The sequence below is a fragment of the Streptosporangium sp. NBC_01639 genome, assembly GCF_045209755.1.
In the GTDB taxonomy this organism is placed as follows: domain Bacteria; phylum Actinomycetota; class Actinomycetes; order Streptosporangiales; family Streptosporangiaceae; genus Streptosporangium.
Genome location: NZ_CP109272.1, coordinates 7,259,405 through 7,272,982 on the forward strand (window position 1 = coordinate 7,259,405; position 13,578 = coordinate 7,272,982).

Annotated in this window: 9 protein-coding genes; 8 read left to right on the forward strand and 1 reads right to left on the reverse strand. The window is 73.7% G+C overall.

All coding sequences use genetic code 11. The features are described 5' to 3' along the window. Position 1: 1 nt before the first annotated feature. From OHA77_RS33005 to OHA77_RS33040, 8 genes are all read left to right on the forward strand, one after another. Positions 2-1,840 (forward strand): condensation domain-containing protein, encoded by a 1,839-nt coding sequence (locus OHA77_RS33005; RefSeq protein WP_406313216.1) that lies wholly within the window; start codon positions 2-4, stop codon positions 1,838-1,840. Continuing rightward, a complete protein-coding gene (locus tag OHA77_RS33010; protein WP_406313217.1) occupies positions 1,837-3,423 on the forward strand; it encodes a condensation domain-containing protein in 1,587 nt (528 codons plus the stop codon). The genes OHA77_RS33005 and OHA77_RS33010 overlap by 4 nt, the downstream gene beginning before the upstream one ends. Then, positions 3,420-4,844, forward strand: coding sequence for a condensation domain-containing protein (locus OHA77_RS33015; protein ID WP_406313218.1), 1,425 nt, complete (start codon positions 3,420-3,422; stop codon positions 4,842-4,844). Before OHA77_RS33010 ends, OHA77_RS33015 begins: the two co-directional genes overlap by 4 nt. Further along, positions 4,838-6,811: a non-ribosomal peptide synthetase gene (locus tag OHA77_RS33020; protein WP_406313219.1), complete on the forward strand. Its 1,974-nt coding sequence runs from the start codon at positions 4,838-4,840 to the stop codon at positions 6,809-6,811. The genes OHA77_RS33015 and OHA77_RS33020 overlap by 7 nt, the downstream gene beginning before the upstream one ends. After that, the gene (locus OHA77_RS33025; RefSeq protein ID WP_406313220.1) at positions 6,808-10,095 is read left to right on the forward strand and encodes an amino acid adenylation domain-containing protein; all 3,288 of its coding nucleotides are present in this window, start codon (positions 6,808-6,810) and stop codon (positions 10,093-10,095) included. Before OHA77_RS33020 ends, OHA77_RS33025 begins: the two co-directional genes overlap by 4 nt. A gap of 77 nt (positions 10,096-10,172) precedes the next feature. Beyond that, entirely contained in the window at positions 10,173-10,565 is a 393-nt protein-coding gene (locus OHA77_RS33030) for a GntR family transcriptional regulator (protein WP_406313222.1), read from the forward strand. Further along, a complete protein-coding gene (locus OHA77_RS33035; protein ID WP_406313223.1) occupies positions 10,562-11,416 on the forward strand; it encodes an ABC transporter ATP-binding protein in 855 nt (284 codons plus the stop codon). The genes OHA77_RS33030 and OHA77_RS33035 overlap by 4 nt, the downstream gene beginning before the upstream one ends. Then, entirely contained in the window at positions 11,413-12,375 is a 963-nt protein-coding gene (locus OHA77_RS33040; RefSeq protein WP_406313225.1) for a hypothetical protein, read from the forward strand. Before OHA77_RS33035 ends, OHA77_RS33040 begins: the two co-directional genes overlap by 4 nt. Positions 12,376-12,445: 70 nt before the next feature. Here the strand turns inward: OHA77_RS33040 and OHA77_RS33045 are convergent, their stop codons facing one another. Continuing rightward, positions 12,446-13,459, reverse strand: a complete 1,014-nt coding sequence (locus tag OHA77_RS33045) for a LacI family DNA-binding transcriptional regulator (protein ID WP_406313226.1) — start codon at positions 13,457-13,459, stop codon at positions 12,446-12,448. Positions 13,460-13,578 lie beyond the last annotated feature (119 nt).

Below are 13,578 nucleotides of genomic sequence, written 5' to 3' on the forward strand. Positions count from 1 at the left end.
GATGTCGGTATCTCTGGTAGACGAGTGGGACCGGGCATCCTTCGCCCAGCACGGAATGTGGATCACCGAGCGGATGGGCGCCGGCGGCCGGGTCTACGCCATGCCGCTCGCCGTCCGCTTCGACGGCACGCTCGACGTGGACGTGATGCTCGCCGCCTGCGCCGCGGTCGTCGAGCGCCACCCCGTCCTCGCGTCGGCTCTGGCGGAGCGGGATGGGCAGGTTCGCCTTGTCCCCGGCGAGGTGCCGCCGCCGATCCGCTTCGAGGACGTCTCCGGCTCACCGGACCCCGCGTCCGAGGGCGGCTCCGGCTCATCGGGCTCCGGGTCCGAGGGCGTCTCCGGCTCGTCCGGGGGCGGCTCCGGCCTGTTCAGCGGATCCGAAGGCGGCTCCGGCTCCGGGGCCCGTGTCTTTGGGGCCCTCGCGGATCCGCCGGGAGGTCTCGCCGGTCCGCGCGGACTCGCGGAGACGGAACTCTCCCGCCCCCTCGACCTGGTGACCGGCCCGCTGGCCAGGTTCACCCTGTTCCGGCTGGCGCCCGAGCGGCACCTGCTGCTGATCGTCGCCCACCACGCGGTCTTCGACGGCATGTCCAAGGACGTCGTGCTGCGCGACCTGGCCGCCGCCTACGACGGCGCCGCTCTGCCGCCCCTGCCGGTCTCCTCCGGCGAGGCGGCCCACGCCGAGCAGGACCGGGTGGCCGCCCGGCTGGCGGAGGCGGCGGACTTCTGGCGCCCCCGCTGGCACGACGGCCAGGACCTCCTCCTCCCCGGCGCCACCCGGCCGTCGCTGCGTGCCGCCCCCGGTGAGGCCGTGGACCTCGCGCTCGGCGGTGAGGTGGCCGACATCGCGGAACGGCTGGGACTCACCCGTTTCGAGGTCGTGCTGGCCGCCCTCCACACGCTGCTGCACAAGTACGGCAACGACCGGGTCGCGGTGGCGGTGGACCTGTCCACCCGGACCGAGGAGACGCGCGACCACATCGGGCCGTTCGTCAACGAGCTGCCCGTGCTCTCCACCCCGCACGGGACGTTCGCCGAGTTCGCGAGCACCCTCCGGGAGGAGCTCCGCGCCGTCTATCGCTACCGTGAGGTGCCCCTGGCCCGGGCCCTGGGCGGGATCAGTCCCCGGACCGCGCTCACCCCGGTCTCGGTCAGCTACCGCGGGCGCTCCGCGGCCGATCCCGTCTTCGCCGGTCTCGACGCCTCCGTCGACTGGATGATGTTCAACGGCGCGGTCCGCAACACCCTGCACCTGCAGGTCGTGGACTCCGCCGGCGATCTCACGGCCCGGCTGCAGTTCAACCCGCGGGTCCTCGGCCGTGCCGCCTGCGAGCGTGTCGCCGAGCACCTGCAGGCTCTGCTGCGCGGCGTCGCCGCCCGCCCCGACGCCCCGATCGGGGAGTTGCCGCCCGTCGCGCCCATGGGGGACACGGGCCGGGCCGTCGCTCCCGGAGCGGCCCCGGAGCACGCACCCGGGGGGCCGGGTGCGGCCGTATCCGGAGGTCTGGCGGAGCCCGCTCCGGCCCCCTCCGCCGCAGCGCACACGCATGGCGCCGTGACCGGCGCCGTGACCGACACTGTGACCGATGTCGTGACCGGCTCCCCGGCCGGGGTGGACCCCGGGCTGCTCGGAGAGGTCGAGGCGATCTGGCGCGAGGTGCTCGGCGTCGACGAGATCGAACCGGACGACGACCTGTTCGACCTCGGCGGCCACTCACTGACGATCACCCAGATCATCGCCCGCGTCCGGGACCGGATGGGTGTCGAGCTCCCCTTCGACGTGTTCATCGACACCCCGACCGTCGTCGGCGTCGCCGAAGAGATCGCCCGATCCCGGTGACGGGCGGTCTCACGTGGCAGCGGACGGCGGCGGTGGAGTTCACCGGCACGCGGGGCGGTGCGGCCCCGCTCACCTGGGGGCAGCAGGCGATCTGGCGGCTGACCCGGTGGCTGGACGACGGCGACCCGTACTTCAACATGCCCTGGACGTTGCCCGTCTACGGCCGACGCGACCTCGACACCGTCCTGCTGGCCCTGCGCAGGCTGGTCGAGCGGCACGAGACCCTCCGGACGACCTGCGAGGAGACCCCGGTCGGGCCGGTCCAAAGGGTGGCCCGCGAGGGCAGGCTGACGGTCGAGGTGTTCGACGCGGGGGAGGCGAAGCCGCTCGCCGCGGCCAGGGAGCTCTCCGCCGATCTGGCAGCCAAGGGGTTCGACTACGCGACCGAACCGCCGCTGCGCTGCGCCGTCGTGACGGGTGGCGGGCGCCCCCGGGCGGTGGCCTTCGCCCTGTCGCATCTGGCGGTCGACGGATGGGCACTGGACATCCTCGCCGCGGACTGGAAGGGGCTGCTCGCGGGGGACGACCTGCCCGACCCCGGGTGGCAGCCACTGGACCAGTCGGCCTTCGAACGGGAGGGCGCGGGCGCCGCGCGTGGGGAGCGGGCGTTCCGGCACTGGCGGGCGGCACTGGAGCGGGTGCCCAGATCCCTGTTCGACTTCCCCCGCCGGGAGCCGGAGGAGCAGCGGTTCGTCCGGGTGGGCATGGAGTCGGCCGCCGTGGCCGCCGCCGCGGAGACCTTGGCGGCACGCTGGTCGGTCAGCACGGCCAGCGTGCTGACCACCGCGAGCGCCGTACTCCTGGCGGCCCTGACGGGGCACGGAGCGGCGGTCATGCAGCTCATCGTGGCCAACCGGCACGACCCCCGGACCAGTGTCATGGCGGGTACGGCCGTCCAGGACGGCCTCTTCGTCCTGGATCTGCCGGAGGGGACGTTCGCCGACGCCGTGCGCGCCGGGCACCGGCAGGCGCTGACCACCTACCGGCACGCGCACTACGACCCGGTCAGGATGATGGCGCTCCGCGAGGAGGTCGGCCGCGCACGTGGCGGGCCCGTCGACCTGTCGGCCTACTTCAACGATGCGCGGACCATCGGCCACTGGCCCAACCTGCCCAGGGTGGACCCGCCGGGAGACCCCGCCGCGCTCGCCGCCCTCGCCGAGCGGACCCGGACCTTCTTCGTCGGCGCGTGGTCGGAGGTGGACGCCACGGTCTTCTTCGCCACCGGCCCCGCCACGAACACCTGCCAGCTCTATCTGCTGACCGACACCGCCTGTCTGCCGCGCTCCACGGCCTACACGCTGTTGCGGGGGGTGGAGACGCTGCTGCTGCGCGGCGTCGCCGGTGAGGTGCCCCTCGGCGCGGTCGCCGAACTGTGCGGCATCACCCCGATCGAGCGCCCCGCCGACTGGGTGCGGACCGCCTCCGGCTGGACGGCCCCGGCCGGGACCGGAACACGGGACCCGCTCGATCCGGCCGGTGCCGGCGAGGACCTCGGACCGGCCGGAACACGGAATCCGCTCGGTCCGGCCGGGGCTGGAGAGGACCTCGATCCCGCCGTCGCCGAGGGAGGCGGCCGATGACCGCGCCGGACCGCCGTGCCGCGCTGCTCGACCGACTCGCCACGTTGTCGCCCGAACGCCGGGCGGCCCTGCTCAGGCAGCTACGGGACGGCGACGGGGGCGAGGACGCGGGCAGCGCCTGGCCGCTGTCGTTCGGGCAGGAACGACTCTGGTTCCTCAGCCGGTTCGACCCCGCCGACACGACCTACCACACCCCCTGGTGCGTACGGCTGCGCGGCCCGGTCGACGCCGACGGCCTCGCCGCGGCCTTCACCCGCGTGGCCGGGCGCCACGACGTGCTCCGCACCCGGTTCCGCCTGGCCGGAGACCGTCCCGTGCAGATCGTCGCCCCCGCCGGTCCGGTCACCGTGGAACGGACGGACGTCACGGGAGATCCGGCCCCGGCCGTCGTGGAGTTCGTCAACCGGCCGTTCGACCTGGCGGCCGGGCCGCCGTTGCGCGTGGCGCTGATGCGGCTGGGTGACGGGCACTTCATGCTCTGCATCGTCCTGCACCACATCGTGGTCGACGGCTGGTCGCTGGACGTCCTCATGCGTGAGCTGGCCGAGTGCTACGCGGCCCACCGTGAGGGGCGGGAGCCGCTGCTGGCGGAGCTCCCCGCCCAGTACACCGAGGTCGTGGCCGAGGACAGGCGGCGGGCCGAGCACACCGGTACCGAGCACCTCGACCACTGGACGCGGGCGCTCACCGGTGTGCCCGCGCTCGGTCTCCCCACCGACCGTCCCCGCCCGGCCCGCTGGAGCGGGCGGGGCGGCCAGGAGAGCCTGCTCGTACCCGACGAGGTGATCACCCGGCTGGAGGAGGTCGCCAGGGGGCAGCGCTGCACCCCGTTCATGGCCCTGCTCGCCGCCTACCAGGCGACCCTTGGGCTGGCCGCGGGACAGGACGACCTGTGCGTCGGGGTGCCCGTCGCGGGACGGAACAGGACCGAGCTGGAACCGCTGATCGGCTATTTCGCCACCACCTTGGTGCTCCGCGCCGACCTGTCCGGCGACCCCACCTTCCGCGAGCTGCTCAAACGCACCCGTATCGCGGTGTTCAGGGGACTCCAGCACGCGGAGGTGCCCTTCGAGCGGATCCTCGGTGCGCTGCGCCTGCCCCGCGACCTGAGCCGGCCGCCGCTCTTCCAGGCCATGTTCAACCTGCACAACCTGCCCAAGGACGACCTGCTGCGGACGACGATGGCCGACCTGGCCGTCGAGGTCTACCCGACTCCCGCGGTGGGCCGTACCAAGTCCGATGTATCGGTGGACGTCTGGCGGGGGCCCGAGGGCCTCGGCGGCGCCCTCGACTACAACAGCGACCTGTTCTCCGCCGGGACCGCGCGGCGCCTGGTCCGGGCCTTCTCCGACACGGTGGAGCGCGCCGGTGCCGACCCCGATCTCCGGCTGTCCGAGTTGAAAGGTGACCGACCGTGGTGACGACGCTGGAGCTGACCCGGCGCTGGCTGGAACTGACGCCCGAGGCGGTCGCGGTCAGCGGCACCGGGAGCGAGCTGACCTACCGTGAGCTGCACCGGCGGGTGGACGACCTGGCGGCGGTGCTGCGCGAGCGGGGGGTCGGCCCGGAGGTCCCCGTCGGGCTGTGCATGGAGCGCACGCCGGGAATGGTGGTCGCGGTCCTGGCCGTCTGGGCCGCCGGAGGGGCCTACGTCCCGCTCGACCCGGCCTTTCCCGAGGACCGGCTCCGGCTGATGCGCGAGGACGCGAGGATCGAGCTGGTCCTGACCCAGCCGGGCGTGGACCGGAGCCTGCTGCACGGTGTGCCGCATGTCCTGACCCTCGCCCAGGACGGTACGGTCCCCCCGGCGGGCCGCGCCCCGGCCGGACGGGCCCCGGGTCAGGGAGACGCCGCCCACGGAGCAGGACCGGGGCGTGTGGGGGCACCCGGTCACGGAGCCGGGCCGGGGCACCGGGCCGATCACGAGGCCGGGCCGGGGCACGGGACCGCGCCCGCGGACGCCGCCCCGGCGGACGGGCTGGCCTACCTGATCTACACCTCGGGCTCCACCGGGCGGCCCAAGGGGGTGGCGGTCCCGCACCGGGCGGTGGCCAACCTGCTCGCGTCGTTCGGCCGCCGGCTGCGGCTCACGGCGGAGGACAGCTGGCTCGCCGTCACGACGCTGTCGTTCGACATCTCCGTCCTGGAGCTCCTGCTGCCCCTGGTGTCCGGGGCGCGCGTGGTCGTGGCGTCCGCGCGGGAGACGGCGGACGGCCGGGCGCTGCGGGAGCTGGCGGTCACCGAGGGGATCACGGTCATCCAGGCCACCCCGGCGACCTGGCGCATCCTGCTGGAGGCCGGCGGCGTGCCCGGCACGGTCGGCACCCGGCTCTGCGGCGGCGAGGCGCTGCCGCGCGACCTGGCCGACGCGCTGCTCGGCCCCGGAGTGAACCTGTGGAACGTGTACGGCCCCACGGAGACGACCGTGTGGTCCACCGCCGGTCCTGTCCGGCCCGCACCGTCGGCCGTGGACCTGGGAGAGGCGATCGACGAGACCTCGCTGCACCTTCTCGACGAGAGCGGGGTCCCGGTGGCGCCCGGCGAGGTGGGGGAGCTGCACATCGGCGGGACGGGGGTGGCGCGGGGCTACCACGGCATGGCCGCCCAGACCGCCGCCCGCTTCCTGCCCGACCCGTTCGCCGACCGGCCCGGAGCGCGCATGTACGCCACCGGCGACCTCGCCCGGGTCACCGCCGAGGGACGCCTTGAGTATCTGGGCCGGGCCGACCAGCAGGTGAAGATCCGGGGCTTCCGGATCGAGCTCGGCGAGATCGAGACCGCCCTGCGGTCGGCGCCGGAGGCACGGCACGCCGCCGTCGGCGTGTGCGACGGCCCCGACGGGCTGCCCCGCCTGGTGGCCTACGTGGTCCCGGCCGGACCGGGAGACCTGTGGCCGGCGCTGCGCGAGAGGCTCCGGGCGAGCCTGCCCGAGTACATGGTGCCCGCGCACCTCGTGATGGTGGACGCCCTGCCGCTCACCCCCAACGGCAAGCTGGACCGCAAGGCGCTGCCGCCACCCGAGTGGACATCCGGCAGGACGGTCCCCTACCGGGCACCGTCGACCCCCGTGGAGGACGAGCTGACCGTGATGTGGGCCGAGGTGCTGGGCATCGGGGAGCCCGTCGGCGTCGATGACGACTTCTTCGAGCTCGGTGGGCACTCGCTGACCGCCGCCCGGATCATCGCCCGGGTCCAGGCGCGCTTCGGGGCCGCCGTGCCGATCGTGGCGCTCTTCGAGCACCCGACCGTCGCGGGACTCGCCCTGGAGATGGACCGCCTCGACGACGACCTGGACCTGGCCGAGGTGGCCGCGCTGCGCGAGCAGCTCGACGGTCTCGGTGCCGAGGAACTGGCCGCCATCTTCGACGAACTGGCGCCGGGCGCATGAGGGCGCCCCTGTCTCCGGCGCAGGAGCGGCTCTGGCTCCTGCAGCGCCTCGACCCGGACAACGCCTCCTACACCATGTATCTCGTCCGGTCCCTGCGCGGACCGCTCGACCGGGCCGCTCTCACCGGGGCGCTCACCGACGTCCTGACCCGCCACGAGAGCCTGCGCACCAGGTTCGCCGAGGAGGAGGGCGTGCCCTGGGCGGTGGTGGAGCCCGGCACCCCCGGGATCGAATGGCTGAGCCCGCGCGGCCGGGAGGAGGCCGAACGGCTGGTGACCGAGCGGGTCAACGCGCCGTTCGGCCTGGCGGACGGGCCACCCGTGCGGGTCGCGGTGCTCCGGATCGCCGACGACGAGCACGTGCTCTGCCTCACGATGCACCACATCGTCGCGGACGGGTGGTCGCTCAACGTCATCCTCGACGATCTCGCCGACTGCTACACCGCCCGCCTGGACGGCGTCGAACCCCGGCTCCGCCCGCTGCCCGTCCAGGCCGGGGACTACGGGCGGTGGCAGCGCCGCCGGGCCGAGCGGGCCGTGCCGTACTGGACGGAGAAGCTCGCCCGTCCGCCGGTGCCCGAGCTGCCGTTCCGGCACTCCGGCGGGGCGAGCGGCCGGGGCGGGCACCACAACGTGGTGCTGCCGCCCGCGACGGCCCGGAAACTGCAACGGCTAGCGGGGGAGCAGCGCACCACCCTGTTCGCCGTGCTGACGGCGGCCTACCAGACCCTGCTGTTCCGGCACACCGGGCAGGAGGACGTCCTGGTCGGCAGCGTCGTCGCGGGCCGGGACCGGGTCGAGCTGGAGCCGATGGTCGGATACACGGCCCAGACGGTGATCCTGCGCGGGGACCTGCGCGGCGACCCGTCGTTCACCGATCTGATCGCCCGCACCAGGGGCGAGGTCCTGGGCGCGCTGGGCAACTCCGCCGTCCCCTTCGAGAAGCTCAGCCACCCCGCCGACTCGCTGCTGCCGTCCATGCTCATCCTGCACAACCAGGACGCCGGTGCACGGCGGCCGTTCGGCGGGCTGACCGTCACCGTCGTCGACGCGGAGTTCCGTCAGGTCAAGGTGGACCTGCTCATCGAGGCGTGGTCGGACGGGAACGGGCTCACCCTGTCCTTCCTGTACGACACGGGCCTGTTCGAGGGCGAGGCGGTCGGACGTCTCGCCGACCGGTTCGCGCGGCTGCTGGAGTCCGTCGCGGACGCCCCGGGCACCCCGATCTCGGCTCTGCCCATCTGGACCGGGGCCGACCTGGCCGACATCCGCGCCCTCGCCGCCGGACCGGCTCCGGTCCCGGCGCCGTTCTCCGGGACGGACGCGGAGACGGTCCCGGAGCTGATCGACCGGGCCGTACGGCGGGCGCCCGAGGCCGTCGCGGTGGTCTGCGGCGCGGAGACGGTCACCTACCGCGACCTCCTCGCCCGGGCGAGCGCGCTCGCCGGTGCGCTACGGGCCGGCGGAGTGGGCCCCGGCGACGTCGTCGGTGTCTGCCTGCCCCGCTCGGTCGAGGCGATCGTCGCGCTGCTCGCCGTGTGGCGGGCCGGTGCCGCCTACCTGCCGTTCGACCCGGACGTCCCGGACGGGCGGCTGGCCTTCTCGATGGCGGACAGCTCGGCCGTCCACGTGATCACCCGGCGGGTCCTTCCCGAGGGCCTGACGGCCGTCGACCCGGCCGTCCCCGCCGACCTCCCGGCGGGCCGTACGGCCACCGGCGCCGGGCCGGCGGGTTTCCCGGCCGTCGGCCCGGCGGAGACCGATGACCTCTTGGCGGACCGTACGGTCACCGATACCGGGCCGACGGGTTCCACGGCCGTCGGCCACCCGGAGACCGGTGACCTCCCGGCGGTCCGTACGGTCACCGGCACGGGGTCCGGCCGTCCCGGGACCGGCGGCGCCGTGCGGAGCGGGTCGCCGCTGGACGCCGCCTACGTCATCACCACCTCCGGCTCCACCGGCACGCCCAAGGGCGTGGTGGTCGAGCACGGCGCCGTCGCCGCGCGGGTCCGGTGGATGTGCGCGGACTACGGCCTGACCGCGGCCGACCACGTCGTCCAGTTCGCCTCGCTCAGCTTCGACGCCCACGTCGAGGAGGTCTTCCCCGCGCTGGCGGCCGGGGCGACGCTGGTGTTGCTCCCCGACGGCGCGGCGACCCTGCCCGATCTGCTCGTCTCGCCCCCGGGTGAGCGGGTCACCGTCCTCGACCTGCCGACCGCCTACTGGCACTCGCTGGTCGAGGAGCTGGAGGAGATCGCCTGGCCCCCCTCGCTCCGCCTGGTGATCCTCGGCGGCGAGCAGGTCTCGGCCACCGCGGTCGAGCGCTGGCGCGAGCGGTTCGGCGACGGCGTCCGGCTCGTCAACACCTACGGCCCGACCGAGGCCGCGGTGATCGCCACCGCGGCCGACCTCGGTGCGGAGACGGCCCTGCGGCGTCCGCCGATCGGCCGCCCGATCGGCGCGACCACGGTCCACGTGCTCGACGCCCGCGGAGAGCCCCTCCCGCCGGGTGCCTCCGGCGAACTCGTCATCGGCGGGGCCGGGGTGGCCCGCGGCTATCTCGGCAGGCCCGCCCTCACCGCGGCGGCCTTCGTCCCGGATCCGACCGGCATGCCGGGAGCGCGCCGCTACCGGACCGGGGACCGGGCGCGGTGGCGCGCCGACGGGCAGCTGGAGTTCCTGGGCCGGTCGGACGGCCAGCTCAAGATCAGGGGTTTCCGGATCGAGCCCGGCGAGGTGGAGAGCCGCCTGCTCGCCCACCCCGGGGTGGGTCAGGCCTTCGTCATGGGGCGGGGGGAGGAGCTCCTCGCCTACGTCACCGGCGCCGCCGACCCCGCCGACCTCCGCGCCCATCTGGAGCGGACGCTCCCGCGCCAGCTCGTCCCGACCGTCTGGGTCCACCTGGACGCGCTGCCTCTCACCACCGGGGGCAAGGTCGACCGGGCCGCGCTCCCCGAGCCGGTGCTCACCCCGGCGGCCGACCGGGTCCTCCCGCGCACGGACGCGGAGCGGCTGGTGGCGGGGATCTGGGACGAGCTGCTCGGCACCGGTCCGTACGGGATCTTCGACGACTTCTTCGCCCTGGGTGGCCACTCCCTGCTGGCGACCCGGGTGGCCGCCCGCATCCGGCGGGCCACCGCGGTCGAGGTCCCGATCCGGACGATCTTCGCCCAGAGCACGGTCGCGGCCCTCGCCGAGGCGGTGGAGGACCTGCTGATCAAGGAGTTGGCCGGCATGACCGACGAGGAGGCGATGAACCTGCTCGCCGGCACCGACTCCTCCTGAGCGCGGGGCCGAGTTGACGGGGAGAGGTCCCGTGCAACACCCTTTCACTACTTAATTAGTGAAAGGGTGTTTATCGCGTGATCGAATTCCATCTGGACCGCAGATCGGGGGTGTCGACGTACCTCCAGCTTGTTCACCAGGTCAAGCAGGCACTCCGGCTGGGCACGCTGCGGCCGGGCGACAAGCTGCCCACCGCGCGGGAGGTGGTCGGCGATCTGGCGATCAATCCCAACACCGTGCTCAAGGCCTACCGGGAGCTGGAGCGCGAGGGACTGGTCGAGGGGAAACCGGGGCTGGGCACCTTCGTCCAGCGTTCCGTCGGGGGCGCCACGCTGGCCGACCACACCGTGCTGCGGCGGAGCCTGGCCCAGTGGGTACGGCAGGCCCGCGGCGCCGGGCTCGACCAGGAGGACATCGAGGCGCTGTTCGACGTGGCGGTGACCGACTCGTTTCGGGAGGGCATAGCGTGAACGCCGCTCTTGAGGTGACCGGCCTGAGCGTCCGCTACCGGCGCACCTGGGCACTGCGCGACTGCTCGCTGTCCATCCCGGCCGGACGGGTCGCCGCCCTGGTCGGACCCAACGGCGCCGGGAAGACCACGCTCCTCCACGAGATCGTCGGACTGCAGACCCCCACCGGGGGCTCGATCAGGGTCAGCGGCGAGGTCGCCTTTGTGGCCCAGGACAAGCCGTTGTACGACGGGTTCACGGTCACCGAGATGCTGACCTTCGGACGCCGGCTGAACCCCGGGTGGGACGACTCGGCCGCGCGGAGCAGGCTGACCGAGCTGGGCATCCCGCTCGACCGCAAGGTCACCGGGCTCTCCGGCGGACAGCAGGCCCAGGTCGCCCTCACTCTCGCTCTGGCCAAGCGTCCCGAGTTGCTCGTGCTGGACGAGCCGCTGGCCAACCTCGACCCGCTGGCCCGCCACGACGTCATGCGGTCGATCATGGCCGAGGTCGCCGGCGGGGAGATGACGGTGCTGCTCTCCTCGCACGTCGTCACCGACATACGGGACACCTGCGACTGGCTGGTCGTGCTGAACGGCGGCCGCGTGCAGGTGAGCGGCGACATCGACGACCTGCTCGCGGGCCACCTCATGCTGTCCGGCCCCGCCGAACTGGCCGACGGGATGGCGGCGCGGGCGCAGGTGGTCGCCGCAAGCCGTACCGGCAGGCAGGCCAGCCTGCTGGTCAGGGACACGCCGGTGCTCGATCCCCGATGGAACGCGCACCAGGTCGATCTGGAGGAACTGGTGATGGCATACCTGCGCAGCCCGGAGTCGGCCGCGCTGCCGAGACCTGCGGGGGTGCGGAGATGATCTGGCTGACCTGGCGCCAGCACCGGGCGCAGATCCTCGTCACCGCCGGGATGCTGGTCGCGCTCGGCCTGCTCCTCCTCGGGTCGGCGGTGGAGGCCGTGGTCTACATCGCCGACCACGCGCCGCCGGGCTGTCCCGGACCCGCACCGGCCTGCGGAGAGCTGGAGGTGGCGCTGGGCGAGCGGTACGACGCGATCTACACGATCTTCGGCTGGCTGCCCCTGGTCGCCCCCGCGCTGATCGGGGCGTTCTGGGGCGCGCCCCTGCTCGGCCGGGAGTACGAACGCGGCACCCACCGGCTGGCCTGGACGCAGTCCGTCTCCACCGGCCGCTGGCTGGCGGTCAAGCTCGCCGTACTCGGTGGCGCGGTGGTCACCGGAGGGCTGGCGCTCTCGTTGATGGTCAGCCTGTGGCGGCCGATCTTCCGCAGCGGGATCGACTCGGCGTTCGGCAACATCGGCGTGTTCAACATGGTCGGCGTGGCCCCGGCCGCGTGGTGGCTGTACGCCTTCGCCCTGGGCACCCTGGCGGGAGTGCTGTTCCGGCGGACCCTGCCGGCGATGGCGCTGGTCGTCGCCGGGATCGCGGTGACGATGTTCACCCTGTTCAGCCTCAGCGATCACTACGCCGAACCGGCACGGGCCGTGCTCTCCGGCACGACCGTGCTGGAGGACTCCGACGCCAGATTGACCGGCAGCGCCTGGCTGGACCCCGCCGGGAAGGAGGTCATGAGCCCGCCCGCGGGGATCTGCCCCCGCAGGGTGGACGTCGGGCGGAGCGACCGGAACCAGAAGACGTACGAGAACTGCCTGTTCGGCAAGGGCTACCGGTTCGTCGTCTACCACCACCCGCCCACGCGGTTCTGGCGGTTCCAGTGGACCGACGCCGCCGTCCTGACCGCCCTGTCGCTCGTGTTCGGCGGGGTGGCCGTCCACCGCACGCTACGTCGCAAGGTGTAGGACCGCCGGTCCGTCGGGGGCGGCGGGCCGGTGTTACCACCGGCGCCGGTCACGGTGTCGATAAGGACGTTCAGCCGCGGGGCGGTGCCGTGCTTTCGCGGACGACGAGGTCGGTGGCGAGCTCGACGCGCCGGGTCTGGGCGGAGTCGCCCCGGCCGATCGCCAGGACCATCCGGGTGGCAAGGGTGGCCATGTCCTGGAGCGGCTGGCGGACGGTCGTCAGGGGCGGCCACGCCGAGCGCGCCAGGGGCAGGTCGTCGAAGCCGACCACGCTGAGGTCTTCCGGGACGCGCAGGCCGCGCTGGCGGGCGGCCTCGAACACGCCGAACGCCTGCAGGTCGCTGCCGGCGAAGATGGCGGTGGGCGGGGCGTCGAGGGAGAGCAGCGCGTGGCCCTGGTCACGGCCGGAGTCGACCAGGAAGTCGCCGTGGCGGACCAGCTCGGGGTCGACGGCGACGCCCGCGGTCTCCAGCGCCGCCCGGTAGCCGTCGATCCTGGCCCGGCTGCACAGCATGTCGGCCGGGCCGCCGATCATCCCGATCCTGCGGTGTCCGAGCTCCAGGAGGTGGCGGGTGGCCGACAGACCGCCGTTCCAGTTGGTCGCGCCCACCGAGGCGACGTGCGGGGCGGGCTCGCCCTCCGGGTCGACGACGACGAAGGGCATCGAGCGTGCGTTGAGCTGGCCCTGCAGCGCGCCGGAGAGCTTCGACGCCACGACGACCACTCCGTCGGTGCGCCGGGCCGCGATGCGCTCCAGCCAGTCGCGGCCGGGCCCGGCGTGCGTGTGCAGCACGGAGATCACGATGCTGGCGTCGGCTTCGCGGGCGGCGGTCTCGGCGCCTCGGACGATCTCCATGGCCCATGGGCTCTCGATCTCGGCGAAGACCAGGTCGACCAGGCCCACCGGCCCGTCGCTCTGGCTGACGCGCCGCTGGTAGCCGTGTTTGTGGAGCAGGTGCTCCACCCGCCGGCGGGTGCTCGGGGCGACCTCGGGGCGACCGTTGATGACCTTGGACACCGTGGGGACCGAGACCCCGGCTTCTTCGGCTATCAGGGCGATCGTCACCCGCCTCTTCGCTGGCATGCGACGGAGTATAACCGAAACTTTCGGAGGTTCGGCCATGGAGGGGGCGGGGTCACGTCCATGAAGCCCATGGTCTGCCGACGTGTTACGACTACCTTACTTATTTTTGTGATTGCACA

Coding starts and splice junctions, on each gene's coding strand:
- OHA77_RS33005 (WP_406313216.1), top strand. CDS start 2: ATGTCGGTATCTCTGGTAGACGAGTGGGACCGGGCATCCTTCGCCCAG.
- OHA77_RS33015 (WP_406313218.1), top strand. CDS start 3,420: ATGACCGCGCCGGACCGCCGTGCCGCGCTGCTCGACCGACTCGCCACG.
- OHA77_RS33025 (WP_406313220.1), top strand. CDS start 6,808: ATGAGGGCGCCCCTGTCTCCGGCGCAGGAGCGGCTCTGGCTCCTGCAG.
- OHA77_RS33040 (WP_406313225.1), top strand. CDS start 11,413: ATGATCTGGCTGACCTGGCGCCAGCACCGGGCGCAGATCCTCGTCACC.
- OHA77_RS33045 (WP_406313226.1), bottom strand. CDS start 13,459: ATGCCAGCGAAGAGGCGGGTGACGATCGCCCTGATAGCCGAAGAAGCC.